The sequence below is a fragment of the Anaerocaecibacter muris genome (genome assembly GCF_943192945.1).
GTDB lineage: Bacteria > Bacillota > Clostridia > Christensenellales > Pumilibacteraceae > Anaerocaecibacter > Anaerocaecibacter muris.
Map to the genome: position 1 here is coordinate 124,040 of NZ_CALPCE010000004.1, position 15,160 is coordinate 139,199.

23 protein-coding genes are annotated in these 15,160 nt (G+C 50.2%); 1 reads left to right on the top strand and 22 read right to left on the bottom strand.

The window, feature by feature from the left end:
- Positions 1-207: 207 nt before the first annotated feature.
- The 20 genes from NFR57_RS04890 to NFR57_RS04985 form a co-directional block, all read right to left on the bottom strand.
- Positions 208-522: a hypothetical protein gene (locus NFR57_RS04890; protein WP_251182718.1), complete on the bottom strand. Its 315-nt coding sequence runs from the start codon at positions 520-522 to the stop codon at positions 208-210.
- A gap of 8 nt (positions 523-530) precedes the next feature.
- A complete protein-coding gene (locus NFR57_RS04895) occupies positions 531-932 on the bottom strand; it encodes a phage tail tube protein (RefSeq protein WP_251182719.1) in 402 nt (133 codons plus the stop codon).
- Between the two features lie 10 nt (positions 933-942).
- Entirely contained in the window at positions 943-1,353 is a 411-nt protein-coding gene (gene gp17 / locus NFR57_RS04900; protein WP_251182720.1) for a tail completion protein gp17, read from the bottom strand.
- Complete coding sequence (locus NFR57_RS04905; RefSeq protein WP_251182721.1) at positions 1,350-1,673, bottom strand: HK97-gp10 family putative phage morphogenesis protein; 324 nt, start codon at positions 1,671-1,673, stop codon at positions 1,350-1,352. Before NFR57_RS04905 ends, gp17 begins: the two co-directional genes overlap by 4 nt.
- A complete protein-coding gene (locus NFR57_RS04910; protein WP_251182722.1) occupies positions 1,621-2,070 on the bottom strand; it encodes a phage head closure protein in 450 nt (149 codons plus the stop codon). Before NFR57_RS04910 ends, NFR57_RS04905 begins: the two co-directional genes overlap by 53 nt.
- Positions 2,070-2,360, bottom strand: a complete 291-nt coding sequence (locus tag NFR57_RS04915; RefSeq protein ID WP_251182723.1) for a head-tail connector protein — start codon at positions 2,358-2,360, stop codon at positions 2,070-2,072. Before NFR57_RS04915 ends, NFR57_RS04910 begins: the two co-directional genes overlap by 1 nt.
- A gap of 18 nt (positions 2,361-2,378) precedes the next feature.
- Positions 2,379-3,668 carry a phage major capsid protein gene (locus NFR57_RS04920; RefSeq protein WP_251182724.1) on the bottom strand — a complete coding sequence of 430 codons (1,290 nt, stop codon included), beginning with the start codon at positions 3,666-3,668 and terminating at the stop codon, positions 2,379-2,381.
- 18 nt (positions 3,669-3,686) lie between these two features.
- Positions 3,687-4,328, bottom strand: a complete 642-nt coding sequence (locus NFR57_RS04925) for an HK97 family phage prohead protease (protein WP_251182725.1) — start codon at positions 4,326-4,328, stop codon at positions 3,687-3,689.
- Positions 4,321-5,502 (bottom strand): phage portal protein, encoded by a 1,182-nt coding sequence (locus NFR57_RS04930; RefSeq protein ID WP_251182846.1) that lies wholly within the window; start codon positions 5,500-5,502, stop codon positions 4,321-4,323. The genes NFR57_RS04925 and NFR57_RS04930 overlap by 8 nt, the downstream gene beginning before the upstream one ends.
- A 139-nt stretch (positions 5,503-5,641) precedes the next feature.
- Positions 5,642-5,959, bottom strand: a complete 318-nt coding sequence (locus NFR57_RS04935) for a hypothetical protein (RefSeq protein WP_251182726.1) — start codon at positions 5,957-5,959, stop codon at positions 5,642-5,644.
- 1 nt (position 5,960) lies between these two features.
- On the bottom strand, positions 5,961-6,167 hold the full coding sequence (locus tag NFR57_RS04940; protein WP_251182727.1) for a DUF6900 domain-containing protein: 207 nt from the start codon (positions 6,165-6,167) through the stop codon (positions 5,961-5,963).
- 143 nt (positions 6,168-6,310) lie between these two features.
- On the bottom strand, positions 6,311-7,648 hold the full coding sequence (locus tag NFR57_RS04945; protein WP_251182728.1) for a site-specific DNA-methyltransferase: 1,338 nt from the start codon (positions 7,646-7,648) through the stop codon (positions 6,311-6,313).
- 59 nt (positions 7,649-7,707) lie between these two features.
- Complete coding sequence (locus NFR57_RS04950; RefSeq protein WP_251182729.1) at positions 7,708-8,172, bottom strand: hypothetical protein; 465 nt, start codon at positions 8,170-8,172, stop codon at positions 7,708-7,710.
- A gap of 121 nt (positions 8,173-8,293) precedes the next feature.
- Positions 8,294-9,844 (bottom strand): terminase large subunit, encoded by a 1,551-nt coding sequence (locus tag NFR57_RS04955; protein WP_251182730.1) that lies wholly within the window; start codon positions 9,842-9,844, stop codon positions 8,294-8,296.
- Between the two features lie 65 nt (positions 9,845-9,909).
- Entirely contained in the window at positions 9,910-10,344 is a 435-nt protein-coding gene (locus tag NFR57_RS04960) for a gamma-glutamylcyclotransferase family protein (RefSeq protein WP_251182731.1), read from the bottom strand.
- A gap of 39 nt (positions 10,345-10,383) precedes the next feature.
- A complete protein-coding gene (locus tag NFR57_RS04965; RefSeq protein ID WP_251182732.1) occupies positions 10,384-11,283 on the bottom strand; it encodes an amidoligase family protein in 900 nt (299 codons plus the stop codon).
- A gap of 170 nt (positions 11,284-11,453) precedes the next feature.
- The gene (locus NFR57_RS04970) at positions 11,454-11,621 is read right to left on the bottom strand and encodes a gamma-glutamylcyclotransferase (protein WP_251182733.1); all 168 of its coding nucleotides are present in this window, start codon (positions 11,619-11,621) and stop codon (positions 11,454-11,456) included.
- 1 nt (position 11,622) lies between these two features.
- Complete coding sequence (locus NFR57_RS04975; RefSeq protein WP_251182734.1) at positions 11,623-11,988, bottom strand: hypothetical protein; 366 nt, start codon at positions 11,986-11,988, stop codon at positions 11,623-11,625.
- A 123-nt stretch (positions 11,989-12,111) separates the two neighbouring features.
- Positions 12,112-12,588: a hypothetical protein gene (locus tag NFR57_RS04980; RefSeq protein ID WP_251182735.1), complete on the bottom strand. Its 477-nt coding sequence runs from the start codon at positions 12,586-12,588 to the stop codon at positions 12,112-12,114.
- Between the two features lie 141 nt (positions 12,589-12,729).
- Complete coding sequence (locus NFR57_RS04985) at positions 12,730-12,924, bottom strand: hypothetical protein (protein WP_251182736.1); 195 nt, start codon at positions 12,922-12,924, stop codon at positions 12,730-12,732.
- Between the two features lie 132 nt (positions 12,925-13,056).
- On the opposite strand from NFR57_RS04985, the gene NFR57_RS04990 reads away from it, so the two are divergent.
- Positions 13,057-13,500 carry a helix-turn-helix domain-containing protein gene (locus tag NFR57_RS04990; RefSeq protein WP_251182737.1) on the top strand — a complete coding sequence of 148 codons (444 nt, stop codon included), beginning with the start codon at positions 13,057-13,059 and terminating at the stop codon, positions 13,498-13,500.
- Here NFR57_RS04990 and NFR57_RS04995 read toward each other — a convergent pair.
- Both NFR57_RS04995 and metK read right to left on the bottom strand, forming a co-directional pair.
- A complete protein-coding gene (locus NFR57_RS04995) occupies positions 13,478-14,032 on the bottom strand; it encodes a sigma-70 family RNA polymerase sigma factor (RefSeq protein ID WP_251182738.1) in 555 nt (184 codons plus the stop codon). The genes NFR57_RS04990 and NFR57_RS04995 overlap by 23 nt on opposite strands.
- Positions 14,013-15,131 carry a methionine adenosyltransferase gene (metK, locus tag NFR57_RS05000; RefSeq protein WP_251182739.1) on the bottom strand — a complete coding sequence of 373 codons (1,119 nt, stop codon included), beginning with the start codon at positions 15,129-15,131 and terminating at the stop codon, positions 14,013-14,015. Before metK ends, NFR57_RS04995 begins: the two co-directional genes overlap by 20 nt.
- Positions 15,132-15,160 lie beyond the last annotated feature (29 nt).

Sequence of the window (15,160 nt, forward strand, 5' to 3'; positions counted from 1 at the left end):
CAAGCGTCGGCAATCGCTTTTGCCTGGCAAATGCCTCGGTATGCCACGCAAGGCATAGCAGATTCTCAAACTCATCTTGGTCGCGCCGTTGTTTTTGCTGTGCAAGGAGAGTTAATTCATACGGCGTATATTCGCCGACCGATAAAGGATCGAGTCCGAATTGCACGACAGCACGGTCTAAAAGCGCCGCAAGGTCAAAAACGGCGGCTACGCTTCCCCCGTGCCGCCACCCTCCGCCTTCGTCGTACCGAATGCCTCGGTCAGCGCATCGCCTATCTTTTCGGCTATCGTGTTGAGGTCGGTGTACTCGTCGATTAAATCGCCGACCTTTTCGATAGTCAGCGACTTGTCTTCGTGGCAAAGTCCTGCGTACACGATGGCGAGCAGGTCTTTAATGCCGACGTTGCCGAGGTCGAGAGACATCAGCGTTTTGCCCGTGATGTCTTCGATCTTGGCGAGCGCATTCATTCCGTAGCGCAACGTGCGCGGTTTATCCAGTGTTATGGTGATTCCCTTTTTCATATCGCCTCCTATTCGCCGAGTTCGAACGACAGTGCGCCCGTCCCCGTGCATTCGATGCTGATGGACACAACGTCATCGACCGGGTCTTCTATGGAAAGACTGTTGATGTACGCCTCGCCCGTGTAGTAGTTCTTTTCGTCCACGAACAGTTTCAAAGTGACCGTCGTGCCGTGCAGATATGCGTATTGCAAAGCCGCTTGCCCTTGCCCGTCCAAAGGTACTTCGTAATCGCCTTCGCTCGACGCCGACCACTCTTTGAGACCCGTGATATAGTTCTTCCAATCGTCGCCGAGCGAGGTCGTTTCGAGCGTGTCGAGCGAAAGTTCGAGCGACCAATTCTTGATGCCGACCACCTTTTGGTCGCTTTCCGTGCCTATGACGACTTTGCCGTTTTTGCCTGCTACCGCCATATTTACCTCCTTATTTTTCGTTGAAATGTATCTCAAATTCGATGCTTGACATGTATTCCTCGGTATCGAATTTGAGCGCCGTGTTTCCGTTATACTCGTAGTCGGATTTGATGAACACGGCTTGAATGTTCAGTCCGCACATATCCCCTTTGTAATCTTGCAATGCTTTCTTTATGAGCCGCGAGAGTTCGCGTGTTTTCTTATAAGTCGTATCGTGGCTGACAAACTGCACCGTTTGCCGCACATAGCCTGTGTCGCCTTGCAATGCGCTGTCGTAGTTGGCAAGCACTGGCGCGTACACGATTGCCGGGAGCGGCGCAGACTGCGGCAAGATTATGGGATATATCCTGTCCTTGACGCGAGCCGTAATATCTTTTCTCGAACACAGATACTCATAAACCGCTTGGCAAATATCTTTCATATCTTGCGACCTACCGCTCTCGACAGTTCCGCCGTGATAGCATCGTTGATTTTATTTTGGTTGTCGTCAACGGCGTTACGCATAAACGGATTGGCGGGACGGTTTCGGCTGCCGAGTTCGACGTGCGTACCGTATTTGAGCGATTTATCGTAGTCGACTTGCACAGTCGCTTTTACCGCCGTCGCTTTGCCGTCGGTCAAATGCAGACTTTGTTTGAGTGCGCCCGTATCCACGGGACAGTTGCGCTTGGCATCTTCGAGTGCGATTTTACCGCCCGCTTTCGCCGCCGCCATCAGCGCATCCGCCGCCGCTTCCTCCATTGCTTTCAGGTCTTTTACAAGCGCATCCGCACCCTCCACCGTAGTCTTGACTTTTAGCTGTTTTGCACTGTAGCCCATCGTTTACCTTCTCCTTGCAGTTGATTATAGTTTCCGTGTGCGCCGTATCCGCGTCAATCGCACCCACTATTTCGTACAGTTTTTTGCCGTAACGAATGCGGTGCAATACTGTCAACCACGGCAAAAACCGCATTGTTATTTTCGCTACCGCCTCCGCAGTCACTTGTTGCGAAACAAGTTGCTCCGTGCCGCTTACGGTCACAATGCTCGCCCAAACCGTTTTAACGGCTTTCCACTCGCCGACTTCGCCGCCGTATTCGTCGCGGCTCGTTATGAATTCGAGAATTTCCACTCGGCGGTTGAGTTTTCCTATTCGCATCAGAACGCTCCCTTGCGGTACGCAAACAGCATTCGTCGGATCATATCGAGCGTGTCCGTAACGGACACACCCGATTTATCCTTCGATACTTGCCGCTCTTCGTAAAGCGTCGCGGTTACGATGAGCATTGCTTGGTATATCGGCTCTGGTATTCGGTCGAAGTCCGCAAGCGGTCTTCGCAATACGTCTTCGACCAATACCTTTGCCGTTACGATAAGCGAGGAAATGAGCGCGTCTTCGGTATCGTCGTCCACACGGAGAAATTCCTTTGTTTCCTGTAAACTTATCACGCGCCCACCGCCTTTACGCTATGCACCACGTTTGTCCAGCGTAACGAACGGCGAAACCGTGGCTTTGCCTTTGTACGGCGCAAGCGGTTTGTTCCAAATAGGCTTGCCGTCCACGCGATAAATAAAGCGAAACACGTTCTCGTCGTACAGGAAGCGGACGTGGATGGAACTTGCCGCTTTCACGCCGCCCTTGTCGATGAGAAGGTACTGCCCGATGTCCGCGAGCACGATATCTCCGACTTCGCCCGGCGCATTGCACTGTTCGAGCGGCACGACGGGTCTGCCGAATATCGTGGCGTAAGGCTTTTCGGAAATGCCGCCTGCCGGGATATACACGGGTTTATCTCCGAGTTTGAGCGTGTACAGGTACGGCTCGATCTCTTGGTTGATATACCACACTGCGCTCGACCGCGATTTCGACCACAGCCGATTCCACATCTTGACGATATTTTCTACCGTCACGACGGCGGACTGGTCTTTCTCTTTTTCGACTTTGACAAGCGCACCGCTTTTGAGAATGCCGAGCGGCTGTCCTTCGCCGCTGCCGTCCAGAATGGCGTCGTCGATCTTGAATCCGAACTCTTCGGCAAATGCTTGGCGAATGACCGATTCGAGTGCCGCCGCATCCTGCAACAGTTCATCGGTCGCGTAACACAGCCCCGTGAGCTTTTTCAGCGACAAATCGAGTTGACGGAACTTCGGCTTGCTGCCCGTATGCTCGTCCGCTTCGGACTCCCAGAACGCTTGAACGCCGCCCCAACGGCTGCCGTTTCCGCGACTGTCTTCGTCCACGGCGTTGATTTTGAGTCCGTTCGCATTGGTCGAAATGGGGATTTTCTTCGCCTTACTTGCGAGAATACCCGTCTCGTAGGTGCGCTTGAGCAGTTCGGTCACAAAGTCCTGCTGAACGAGAAATCCGCCGTCCGAGGGCGTGGTTTCGTTGAGTCCGCTTGCCGCTCTGGTGGAAAGGCGCTCATCGGTCACACCGCCCGGCATCGCCGCGCGGTACGTCGCAAGAAGTTGTTCGCCGAACGTAGCAAACCGTTTCTCTTCGCCGCTCTTATTCGGCGTCGGCTTGACTTCGGGTTTTTCCGCCGCCCTGTCTTCGGGCTCGATGGCAAGCATTTTTTCCGCTCTTGCGATGCTCTCGTCCCACGCGCGGATTTCCGATTCGTATTTGTCGATTTCCTTTTGTTCGTCGTCGGTCAAAAAGCGGTCTTCGGCATCTGCTTTGTTGAGTACCGCCATTGCTTTGAGCCGCGCATCCTCGCGCTTTGCCTTCATTTCGAGAATTTTCTTGATGTTCATTTATTGGTTAACCTCCGATTAAATATTTTTGAATTTGGTTTTCAGGTTTTCGAGCTTTGCTTGTTCTTTGGCTCTTTTGGCGGCGAGTTCCGCCGCCTTTTCCGCTTCTTCCGCTTTGCTGCGCTGTTCGGCTTTGTACCCGTCGTATTCCTGCATAGCGCGAACACCGACGTCGGTTTCCGTGTATGCCGGGAACGTGACGGGACTCACATCGAACAGTTGCACCTTGCGAATTTCGCGCACGTCCATTCCGTCATCGGTGGACCACTTATCGCTTAACACGACAAAGCCGATGGACATTTGCGTTATATCGCCGCGCCGAATGCTCGTAACAACGTCCTTTGCCCAGCTCGTATCGGGCGGCGTTATACGAACACGCAAGCCGATTTCGTCTTCCACGAGTTCGAGCGTACCCGCGCGGTTACGCCCAAGCACATAGTTCGGATCGTGATTGAAAAGAGCGCGGATATCGTCCTTGCCGATGCTTTCGTTGAACGCACCTTTTCGCACCACTTCCTTAAACGGGAATATCCCTCCGAGCGTTTCCGACCACGAGTCGAACACAGCGGCGTGTCCTTCTATGACCAGACCGCCGCCGTCGACATCCGCGATGCGCAATTCCTTCATCGGAAGCATTCGCAATTCCTTTTTGCTATTCATCGTTACCTCCTTCTTTTTGTTTCGGTTGATTGGCGGTTATCATGTTGCCGTTGACAAGGTACTCATCGCCGCCTTTTTCGGCAGGCACGAGAGGCATATCTTCCAAGCGTCGTATGTCGTTTATGGACAGCCATCCGTTTTGCCGCCCTACCGCATAACCTTCCATTCTCGACTTGTAATCGCCGCGCAACAGTCCGTCCACATTGAACTTTGCAAAATACAAAAGCCGCTCTTTCTCGTCGAGGAGTTGGCGGCTTATGCTTTGTTCCCACCGTACAAGCCACGGACGTACCGTGTGCTGAACGAACTCTATGGATTGATGTTCTATGTTGCTGAACGTCGCTCTGTCCAAATCGCCGACAAGGTGCGGCGGAACACGGAAGATGCGGCATATTTCGTTGACTTGGTACTTGCGCGTTTCGAGAAACTGTGCGTCTTCGGGCGCAATGCCTATAGTGTGGTATTTCATCCCTTCTTCGAGTACCGCCACCTTATGGCTGTTGCGCGTTCCCTGATACACTTTGTTCCACGACTCTCGCAGTTTCTCTGGGTCTTTCAGAATGCCGGGATGTTCGAGAACACCGCCCGGTCGCGCTCCGTTGCCAAAGAACTTTGCACCGTACTGCTCGGTGGCGAGCGACAGTCCGACAGCCTCACGCGCTTGCGCAATAGGGCTCAGTCCGAGTACCCCGTCGATAGACAAACCTTTGACGTGGAACACCTGATCGGGCGAATATACGAATGTTTGATTCTTTATGTCGTCGGAGTATGTGTACTTTATACTTCCCGTTTGGCTGTCGCGCTCGACCGTCATTAGATTCGGCTTTAAGTACCACAGTTCGGCGACGTGTCCGTTCTTGCGTATCTTTCGCGCATAAGCGTTGCCCCACAATAACAGCGATGTCATCATCGTTTCGCGGAACTCGAAGCTCGTCATTTCCTCGTTCGGCGATTCGTACAAGCACGAAAAAAGCGGATGCTGCTCCGCCGTTTCGTTTTTACCGTTTTTCCCTTTTTTGTATAAGTGCAACGGCAGACTCGCCACCGTTTCCGCAAGTATCTTTACGCAAGCGTACACCGCACTTGTTTGCATAGCGCGGAGTTCATCCACGCGCACACCGCTCGCCGAGCCGCCGCCCATATCCACGTCCACGCCGCGAATAAATTCTTGCATTTCTTTGCTTGGCGCATTGCGCTTTTCCTTTTTTGGCGCATCCCGACTTCGACCGAATAATCCCATACTCCCTCCGTTTTTTGAAATGATAAAACCGCCCGGTTGGACGGTTTCGGTTTTCGATATTTTGCTATGCTTTTTATTCTTTGAATGGCTTGCTGTCGATGAGTGCCATACACACGTTGTCTATTGCTTTCCATTCGGCGTTGCATTTGAGCGTTGCGTACTCTCCGCTCATTTGCGCTCGATACATCTTGGCTTGATGCGCCGTGAACTCTTCGGCGATGATTTCGGGAGCGTGTTCCACGTCATCGAGTATCCTTGCTTTGAGTTGCTCAACCTTCGCATCGTAGGCTTCTTTTTCTTTCTCGGTCGCATTGCTGTGATAGCCGTGCGTATAATTCTTAAGAGTGCGGAACAGCCTTTTCTCGATTGCCGTGCGTTCTTGCTTTTCCATTTTATTTCCCCTTCTTGGCCGCCGCCCGTCCGAGATTGTATGCGGCTATGAGCGCCGCCTTGATTTCCCATACCGCGATGCCATCGATAAAGTCGAGGCTGTCGCTCATTTGCTGTTCGAGGTCGGCTCGGCTTTCGAGTGCGGGGATTTCCTGTTGCGCGATCTTGACGAGTTTTCTTTCCGTTGCTTTGGTTATTTTGGTTTCCATTTTTGACTCCTTCGGGCGTTTGCCCTTGCTTAATTTTGTAACCAAAGTATACCGTGCTCGCGCGAAAGAGCCCAGCGAAACACCGCCCAAAACTCAAACTTTTTCAAAGAATTTTACGCCTAATGTACTCGAATTCGAGGGGTTTAATCGAAGATTTCCACACCCTCGCGGATGTGCCTTATTTCGGCGTCGGGATACTGTTCTTTGTATCGCCGAACAATAACGTCGCAGTAGCGCGGCTCCAATTCTATGGCGCAGCACTTGCGGTCGAGCTGGGCGGCGGCTATGAGCGTACTTCCGCTGCCGCAAAACGGCTCGAACACCGTATCCCCTTCGTGGCTGCTGTTGAATATGAGCTTGGCACACAGCGTTATCGGCTTCATTGTCGGATGATCGGGGGACTTGCTCGGCTTATTGTCTTTAACAACGGTCGTCGGCTTTTCGAGCATTTTTTCCAAAAGTTCAACGAGTTCGGCTTTGCCCATCTTTTTCACGGCAAGCCGCAATTCCTCGTATACGGTCGGTTGCGTTCGGTCGTCCACAAAGTAATGCCCTGCGCCTTCCTTCCATCCGTAGAGTATAGGCTCATGTATCCACTGATAATCTTGCCTTCCGAGCGTAAAGTGGTTTTTGTACCACACGAGCGTTTGCGCATACTTGAATCCTGCGTCTACCATCGCTTTCGTAAAGTTGACCGTTTCCTTTGTGCTGTGGAACACATAAACGGGCGCACCCTTTTTCAGTCCTCTTTCCGCCGCCTTGTAAAACGCCAACAGGAACTGATAGAACTCGTCATCGGAGAGGTTATCGTTTGCTATGTTGCTGTTATCGCGTGTTTTGGACTTATTCTTTCCGACAATCGCCGAGCCGTAATCAACATTATACGGCGGATCGGTAACCATCACGTCCGCCGCCTTGCCGTCCAAAACGCGCCGCACGTCCTCGATTTGCGTACAATCGCCGCACAGTAGCCTATGCTCTCCCAAGTGCCACAAATCGCCCGAAACGGTCTTACAATCGGCGGTTTCGCTTAACGCCGACTCCGCGTCAAAATCGTCTTCGTGGACGTTTTCCATTGAGCCGCTGCCGAACAACTCTTGCGCCTCGGCAAGGTCGAAGCCCGTCAGCGTTATGTCGAAACCACTCCCGTCCAAGTCGCGTAAGAGGTCGGCAAGGAGGTCGTTGTTCCACTCGCCGCTGATTTTGTTGAGCGCGATATTGAGTGCCTTTTCTTTTCTCTCGTCGAGGTCCACAATAACGCAATCGACTTCGGTGTAGCCGAGGTCCTTCATAACTTTGAGCCGTTGGTGTCCGCCCACAACGATGCCCGTGCGCTTGTTCCATATAACGGGCTCGACGTACCCGAACTCCAAAATGCTCCGTTTGAGTTTTTCGTATTCCGCATCGCCCGGTTGCAGGTCTTTGCGCGGATTATAGGCGGCGGCTTTTAGGTCGTCCACTTTTTTCTTTTCTATTTGCATTGCGCTCTCCTTTTCAAAATAATAACCGCCCCTTTCGGAGCGGTCGCGGATTTTACCGTTTAATCGTAGTCTTCGTCGGATTCGTAGTCGTTATAATCGTAATCTTCTTCATCATCGTCATATTCATCGTTCGTGTTTATGTGGTAGCATTCGGAGCCTACTTTTATATCGAACTCACCGTCCTCGGCTGTGAATGTCGCGGTCATCGCTCTTACGAATCGTCCGAGCTTATCGAGTTCATAAGGGTTTCTCTTTTCGCAGAGCTCATACGGCAGGATGCCTATCGTTCCCGAATCGACGCCGTAGCAATGTCCGAATTGGTCTTCGTATTCGCCGTCTCCGTATGCCGTGCCGCCTATGGCGAATCTGTGTCCTCGCAGTTCGTGTGTACCTTCGAAATCGCTATAATCATCTTTGTGCCATTTGCCGTCGTAGTCTTCGTCGGACATCGCATAGCACACATCGCCGATATAAAACCCTATTGCGCTCTTAAGTGTTGCTTGTACTTTCTTTTCCGTAGCCATTTTTTACTCCTTCGGGCAGGCTTGCCCTTGCTTGATTTTGTAACCAAACAATACCGTAAAACAACGAAAGAGCCCAGCGAAAAACGCCCAAAACACGAAACTTTTTCAAAGATTTTTTTCGTTAAATCACGATGATTCCACGGTCGTTGTACACGCTGTCCGCCGTCCCTTGATTGCGAATCGCACGGTCCAATGCCATAACAAGCGCGACCGCTCCGTCTATCCTTTCGGTTGACTTTTCCTTATCCATCTTTATATTCCCGGCAGGATCGGTGCGCACGAACACGTTGTCCATCATCCACCGAAGCGGCACGTTGCCGCCGTGCGCTATCTTTTGTTCGAGTACGAGTTTCATCAATTCTTTTGTCGGCGGGCTCATATCTTTGAATCCCTGTCCGAACGGCACTACCGTGAATCCCATACCTTCGAGGTTTTGCGTCATTTGCACCGCTCCCCATCTATCGAACGCTATCTCTTTTATGTGGTACTTTTTGCCGAGTTCCTCTATAAAGTTTTCGATGTAGCCGTAGTGGATCACGTTGCCTTCGGTGGTTATCACTTGCCCCTTGGTTTTCCACACGTCATACGGAACGTGGTCGCGGCGCACACGCAGTTCTATCGTGTCTTCGGGTATCCAAAAGAACGGCAACACTACATACCTGTCCTCATCGCCTTGCGGCGGAAAGACAAGCACAAATGCGGTTACGTCGGTACTACTCGAAAGGTCGAGTCCACCATAGCATTCTCGCCCGGCAAGTGCCTCCGCATCGACCGCGAATGCACACTTATCCCAAGCGTCCATCGGCATCCATCGAACCGATTGCTTGACCCATTGGTTAAGGCGTAGCTGTCGGAATAGGTTTTCCTCGGCAGGATTGTCCGTTGCCGATTCGTATGCGATACGCAACTTGTCAATATCGACTGTTACGCCGAGCGACGGGTTGGCTTTATGCCACACCTTTTCATCGCCCCAATCATCGTCTTCATCCGCGCCGTATATAACAGGATAAAACGATCTATCGCGCTTGCGACCTGCGAGTATGTCTTTTGCTTTCTGGTGGATTTCCCAACATATTGAGTTGCGATCCGTGCCTGCCGTGGTTATAAGGAAGAACAGCGGCTGTTTTCGCGCATCACCCGATCCGTGCGTCATGACATCGTAAAGTGCGCGAGTGGGTTGCGCGTGGAGCTCGTCGAACACCACTCCGTGGACGTTGAGTCCGTGCTTTGTGTAGCTTTCCGCCGACAACACTTGGTAGAACGCATTGAGAGGCTGATATACGAGCCGCTTTTGGCTCATTATAGGTTTGATGCGTTTCTTTAATGCCGGGCATTGTTCCACCATATTGCAAGCGACATCGAACACGATACTTGCTTGCTGTCGGTCGGCGGCGCAGCCGTAAACTTCCGCGCCCCATTCTCCATCGCCAGCCAATAAATAAAGCGCGACCGCCGCCGCGATCTCGCTCTTACCCTGCTTTTTAGGTATCTCTACATACGCCGTATTATATTGCCTATATCCGTTCTCTTTAACTGTTCCGAACACATCTCGTATGATCTTGTCCTGCCAAGGTAACAGTTCGAACGGCAATCCGTGCCAAGTGCCTTTTGTGTGCTTGAGCGAATTTATAAAAGCAACGGCGCGGTCGGCGAGTTTTTTGTTATATGCCATTGCCCCTCCGATAAATGAAAAAGAGCGCAGAAGCACTCTTTCTCGAACACGCTTTTTTTATTGGTTTATTTTTGCATTCGTTTTACCGTATCCGCAAGAGCGGTGTATAGGTACTTTTCGTCGAGTCCGACATCCGCATAGCCGCGTCGAATCGTTCCGTAGTAGTATTCGCTCGGCAAGCAGGGCTCCCCGTCGTTCATAATGTACACCATCGCTTGCTTGCGCGTACCGTCCATCATTTCCACTTCGACAGTTTCCTTGCGGTACATTCGCGGATACCCTTCGTAGATATCCAAGGCTTTCTCACAAGCAGGTGTTATTTCCCACACGCCGACGGGCGTTTCCGCGCCCTTTTCGGGTTCTATCGTTGCAACGTGTCGGAATGTCAGTTGGTAGTCTTTGAGTATTCCTTTGCCGACCACCTTTGCATTAGGACATCTGTGCGCCATTTGCGTTAGGTTTAGGTTGCTGCCGTATGCTACATAAAGTTTGTTTGCCATGATTGTATTCTCCTTTTTTTTGTTTGCAGTGGCGGTGGCTTATGCCGCCACTGCCATCGGTCTGCCGTTTTTGTATCCCGTGTCACCCTCGAAGTTTTTGAGCAACCACATTCTTGCCGTTTCGAACTCATCACCTATCATGCCGAGCCGCAGTAGCCAGGTGCGAAAGGTGTACTTTTCGTTCGTGCTTGACGTGCGCCTTGCACTTGCTCCGCTTTGCGTGAGTGCTTGGTGGCATATTGCGAGGCATAATTGTATGTAGGTCTTTATCTTGCCTGCGTGGGTTGTTCCGTTAAAGCATCGGAACTCGATGCCCTTGCCTTGCCACAGGCTGTGTAAGTTGAGTGCATGGTAGCGGCTGTAGTGGTAGTGATCGTTGCGGTAGCTCCAACCGCCGTACCATAAGTCTTCGATGGCGGCGGTCGTTTGCGGCTTTCTCTCATTTAACTGTTTGACGAATCGCTCATCATTTTTTTGGCAGTAGTCTTCCTCGCGTGATTTTAGTACACCGAGTGCTTTGAATAGTAGGTCTTCTTTGCTTGTCATTATATTGACAAGATTGCGTAGGCTTTTTGCCGTTTGCTGCTCCGCACCGACGTGGACGTGTATTCCGCAGCTTTCGTTGGCTATCGCGCCTTTGTGCCGCAGTTGTCTTACGATTTCCTGTATGTCCGCGATGTCTTCGTATTTGCATATGGGCGTTACGATTTCGCATTTGTACTCTCCGCTTGCGCTTTCGCCGTTTTTCAGTTCGGCGCGTATGCTACCGTCGCGCATCGCTTTCCACTTTCGTCCCTGTCTGTCGGTTGCCTCATAGGTGCTGTATCCGCCGCCGACGTAGTATGAACTCGTGCCGAAGTATTCGGCGATTACCCTTGCCGCCGCCTCTCGTGTGATTCCTGTGAGTTCGATCTCGATTCCGAAGGTTTGTGTTTTCATTTTGCGTGTTCTCCTTTGGGCGTTTTGCCTCGTTTGATTGTAACCAAACAATACCGTAAACACGCCAAAGAGCCCAGCGAAAACGCGCCCAAAACCGAAACTTTTTCAAAGAATTTTCAATTATTTTTTCAAAGGATGCCCAATCCCCGAATAATTGTAGTTGCCGCTCTTTATAGCCTGCAATCGGCTTTTATGGCGTCCTTATATTCGGGCAATTCGGTTTCCTTTTTCTTGCATTCCATACAGATGCAGTCCGTATTAAACATCGACATTATGCGTCCGCCCGACAATTCCTTGCCGCAACGATCGCAATATTTTTGGCTGAAAAATGTATCCATATCAATATACCCCGTCCAAATCAATTAGTCTTACCTGTTCTCTTATCTTAACTAACGCCTCATCGTAATTCCCTTGTTTTACCCTTTTCCACAACGATTTCGTTGCTTCATTGTCATCCAAGGCGTCGGCTACCAATTTCATTAAATAATAGATATTTCCGCTTTCCCCTCGGCTTTGAAACCGCACGATCGGCTTTTTTGCTTCCTCTCCTCGCATATGTAAATAGCTTATTATCGTAGTTACTGATTCGTTGAGGTAGCCTTGTTCTTTCTCTACCTTATAAAAGGCATCGAGCAAGCACTTTGCTGTTTCGTCGCTGATTTGCGTCAGCCCTATTTTTTCGATGATACTTCCACACTTTTGCATAGATTGCAACTCCTTTTTGTTTTGTAGCACAAACAATACCGTGCTCATCGTAGAAAGTCCAGCGAAAAATCGCAACAATTTCAAAAGAGCCGACATTTTTTTGTCGACTCTTTTTCGCGGTTTTTAATTGTATTGAATGCTGTCCAAGAACTTTTTGACTATGGGCATTTGCAGGCTATCCTCTACCGCCGCCGTTATCTTTTTCCCTTTGGCTGCCCGGTTATAAACACGAACTTTGAAGAGGTTATCTCCGTTGATTGGCTCTTTTAGAAGGTAGTGTTCCTCGTATACGTCCATATATTCACCGCTGGTGAAATATGCTGCCTTTGCCGTTCCCTTTCCCCTTGTTACTTCGAACGGCTCGCTTCTTACTTGCGCACCGTAATCGTGTAATTTAGCCATATCATACGACTCGGGATTCTTGGAGTTTTGTAGTGATATTTCGATGAAGACTCTTCCGTATTTGATGACCTTATTATCCGATGCGAACCGCACAAGGTTAAACATCGGGTAGCAGTCGTTAAGTACGAGATTGAATCCTTCTGGCATATCGAACGAAACCTCTTTGGAGATGAACCGTCCGTTCTTTATCTTAAACATTAAACACCTCCTCGGTTTCGGCTTTTTGCGGCACAAATCGATATTCTTTTTCTTTTTGCACAAATGCTATTTTGATAAAATTATATTGCGACATATCGTGTTTACCCGACCCGATTATCGCACCGCTATTACGGTACATATTCACCCCACCTCCGATATTTTCAGTTGGAACTGTTGGCCGTTTTCGATTGCTATAGAAACGGTATCGGCGGCGGCGGTGAATTCGCCGCAAAAATAGTCTTTAAGCAACGGGAGTATTTCCTGTGCTATGTCATGCGAGCTTATCTTCTCTTCTCGCATGGCTTGTCTTGCCGTGTTGTTATGTTCTTTATCCATTTTTTAGTTCTCCAAATTTTCCTTCACCCTTGCGCGCTCAAGTGTACTTATATTATAAACTCCCACCTTGGCAGAGTGCAACTTTTTAGTGCCAACATGGGAGATAATATTTTGTAGAAAGAGGACTTATTTATGGATAATTTGTCGAAATTCTCTGAACAACTTGATTCGCTTATGTTTGAGCGTGAACTTACGCCATTTCAGCTTGCCCGGATTATTGGAGTTGATGCTACCTGTATTGCGCGTTATTTGCATGGTGAACGTAAGCCGTCCGTCGAGAACCTGGTAAAATTGGCTGACTATTTCCAATGCACTACCGATTTTCTTCTTGGGCGCGAAGACGAAAACTACTGTACTACCTTTTACCCTTGCCCTCCGTTCGCGGAACAGTTATTGATACTCAAGCAACATTTCAACTGTCCGTGGTGGCATTTCTATAAAAAGGCACACGTTGCATCATCTCGCCTTTTCGATTGGAAGAATGGTTCTCACATTCCCACGATCGATTCCGTTATTAACCTTGCAAATGGGTTTGATTGTACGGTCGATTTTATTATCGGTCGCACAAGGAGCTGAGTTCTTTCCGAAGCCTATACTGTATTTTTTTGATTCGCCGCGAAATGGTTGGTTGCCGTATCCCCATCATCGCGGCGATTTCTTTTTGCTTATAGCCTGCGATTACCGCCTGCATTATTTCTCGGTCGGTTTCTGGGAGCTTCTCTATTCTCTCGTCTATTAAAGACTTTGCGCACTCTTCAAAGCAGTTCGACGGCGTTTCATCCTCGATAACATCGGCATAGCAAAGCGTACTTCCGTCATCGTCTTTGCTTATAGGCGCATACAGCGATACCTCTTTTCCCCAATATTTACTGATTTTACGTATGTATTGGAGCATTGCATTTTTGATGCACTTCACTGCGTAGGTGCTGAACTTCTTACCTTTTTTCTCATCAAAGCTGTCGGCGGCGCGTATAAGTCCTATCATACCCTCCGAAATAATATCGGCCTCGTTTTGAAGAATCAACTCCGTCTTTGTCAACTGCTTGTAAGCGAGATATACCAGACGTTGGTTCTCGATTACTACTTGGTCACGGGTGTATTGCTCCATATAATGCCTCCGCTTTGTCCGTATTCTCCCATGCGAGGTAGTCTTTGCCGAAATGGCCGCCCACTGCGGTTTGTGCAAAGACCGGGCGGCGGAGGTCGAGTTTCTCGATCGCGCCTGCGACCGATAGGTCAAACACCTTCGCCACCGCCTCGGCAATAAACTTTTCGTTGACCGATCCCGTATAGAATGTGTTTATATCCACTGCTGTCGGATGCGGAACACCTATCGCATAGGACAGCGCGACCTCAACCTTTTCGGCAAGCCGAGCTGCGACTATGTTTTTGGCGATATACCTTGCGAGGTACGCACCGCTACGATCCACCTTGCTTGCGTCCTTGCCCGACATGGCACCTCCGCCGTGATGTGCTATTCCACCGTAGCTGTCGACCATAAGTTTGCGCCCGGTCAGTCCCGTATCCGCCTCGAATCCGCCAAGCACGAATCGCCCCGACGGATTTATGAGGATTTCAGCATCCGACAAGTCGTAGTCCGCTAACACATACCCGATGACATTATGCCGTATCTCGGCTTTCAGCACATCAAAGTCTTTTTGTTCGGTATGCTGTGCGGACACAATGACCGATGTGATTTTGTCGAACTTATCTCCGACATACTGCACCGACACTTGACTCTTTCCGTCGGGCTGCAGTCCTTTGATGATTCCTTTACGCCGACACTCTTCCAGGCGATCGGTGAGCCGATGCGCGAGTTCTATCGGGAGCGGCATATAGTTTTCCGTTTCGTTGGTCGCATAGCCGTATACTATGCCCTGATCGCCTGCGCCCAATTCCGTTCCGTCTACGGCGGCGGCTATATCTCCGCTTTGTTCGTGGACGCATACCTCGACCTCTATGTTCGTCGTATCGTAACCGACCTGCGCCATAACCGAACGCGCTATGTATTCATAGTCCTCGTCGGCTGCGGTCGTTATCTCGCCGCTGATGAAGCACTTATTGTGCGCCAACATAACCTCGCAAGCCACACGGCTGTTCTCGTCCTGCTCCAAGCATTCGTCAAGAATGCTGTCGGCAATGAGGTCGGCAAGTTTATCGGGATGTCCGCTCGTTACGGACTCGGCTGTGTAAATGCGTTTCGTCATATTTTCTCCTTGACTTTCTATGTTATTTT

What these genes read in the sequence shown, in the direction of transcription:
- NFR57_RS04895 (WP_251182719.1), bottom strand. Translation starts at nt 932, where the DNA reads ATGGCGGTAGCAGGCAAAAACGGCAAAGTCGTCATAGGCACGGAAAGC.
- NFR57_RS04940 (WP_251182727.1), bottom strand. Translation starts at nt 6,167, where the DNA reads ATGGAAACCAAAATAACCAAAGCAACGGAAAGAAAACTCGTCAAGATC.
- NFR57_RS04935 (WP_251182726.1), bottom strand. Translation starts at nt 5,959, where the DNA reads ATGGAAAAGCAAGAACGCACGGCAATCGAGAAAAGGCTGTTCCGCACT.
- NFR57_RS04985 (WP_251182736.1), bottom strand. Translation starts at nt 12,924, where the DNA reads ATGGATAAAGAACATAACAACACGGCAAGACAAGCCATGCGAGAAGAG.
- NFR57_RS04930 (WP_251182846.1), bottom strand. Translation starts at nt 5,502, where the DNA reads ATGCAAGAATTTATTCGCGGCGTGGACGTGGATATGGGCGGCGGCTCG.
- NFR57_RS04925 (WP_251182725.1), bottom strand. Translation starts at nt 4,328, where the DNA reads ATGAATAGCAAAAAGGAATTGCGAATGCTTCCGATGAAGGAATTGCGC.
- NFR57_RS04945 (WP_251182728.1), bottom strand. Translation starts at nt 7,648, where the DNA reads ATGCAAATAGAAAAGAAAAAAGTGGACGACCTAAAAGCCGCCGCCTAT.
- NFR57_RS04980 (WP_251182735.1), bottom strand. Translation starts at nt 12,588, where the DNA reads ATGTTTAAGATAAAGAACGGACGGTTCATCTCCAAAGAGGTTTCGTTC.
- NFR57_RS04910 (WP_251182722.1), bottom strand. Translation starts at nt 2,070, where the DNA reads ATGCGAATAGGAAAACTCAACCGCCGAGTGGAAATTCTCGAATTCATA.
- NFR57_RS04890 (WP_251182718.1), bottom strand. Translation starts at nt 522, where the DNA reads ATGAAAAAGGGAATCACCATAACACTGGATAAACCGCGCACGTTGCGC.
- NFR57_RS04905 (WP_251182721.1), bottom strand. Translation starts at nt 1,673, where the DNA reads ATGGAGGAAGCGGCGGCGGATGCGCTGATGGCGGCGGCGAAAGCGGGC.
- NFR57_RS04960 (WP_251182731.1), bottom strand. Translation starts at nt 10,344, where the DNA reads ATGGCAAACAAACTTTATGTAGCATACGGCAGCAACCTAAACCTAACG.
- NFR57_RS04965 (WP_251182732.1), bottom strand. Translation starts at nt 11,283, where the DNA reads ATGAAAACACAAACCTTCGGAATCGAGATCGAACTCACAGGAATCACA.
- NFR57_RS04970 (WP_251182733.1), bottom strand. Translation starts at nt 11,621, where the DNA reads ATGGATACATTTTTCAGCCAAAAATATTGCGATCGTTGCGGCAAGGAA.
- NFR57_RS04990 (WP_251182737.1), top strand. Translation starts at nt 13,057, where the DNA reads ATGGATAATTTGTCGAAATTCTCTGAACAACTTGATTCGCTTATGTTT.
- NFR57_RS04920 (WP_251182724.1), bottom strand. Translation starts at nt 3,668, where the DNA reads ATGAACATCAAGAAAATTCTCGAAATGAAGGCAAAGCGCGAGGATGCG.
- metK (WP_251182739.1), bottom strand. Translation starts at nt 15,131, where the DNA reads ATGACGAAACGCATTTACACAGCCGAGTCCGTAACGAGCGGACATCCC.
- NFR57_RS04950 (WP_251182729.1), bottom strand. Translation starts at nt 8,172, where the DNA reads ATGGCTACGGAAAAGAAAGTACAAGCAACACTTAAGAGCGCAATAGGG.
- NFR57_RS04975 (WP_251182734.1), bottom strand. Translation starts at nt 11,988, where the DNA reads ATGCAAAAGTGTGGAAGTATCATCGAAAAAATAGGGCTGACGCAAATC.
- NFR57_RS04995 (WP_251182738.1), bottom strand. Translation starts at nt 14,032, where the DNA reads ATGGAGCAATACACCCGTGACCAAGTAGTAATCGAGAACCAACGTCTG.
- gp17 (WP_251182720.1), bottom strand. Translation starts at nt 1,353, where the DNA reads ATGAAAGATATTTGCCAAGCGGTTTATGAGTATCTGTGTTCGAGAAAA.
- NFR57_RS04955 (WP_251182730.1), bottom strand. Translation starts at nt 9,844, where the DNA reads ATGGCATATAACAAAAAACTCGCCGACCGCGCCGTTGCTTTTATAAAT.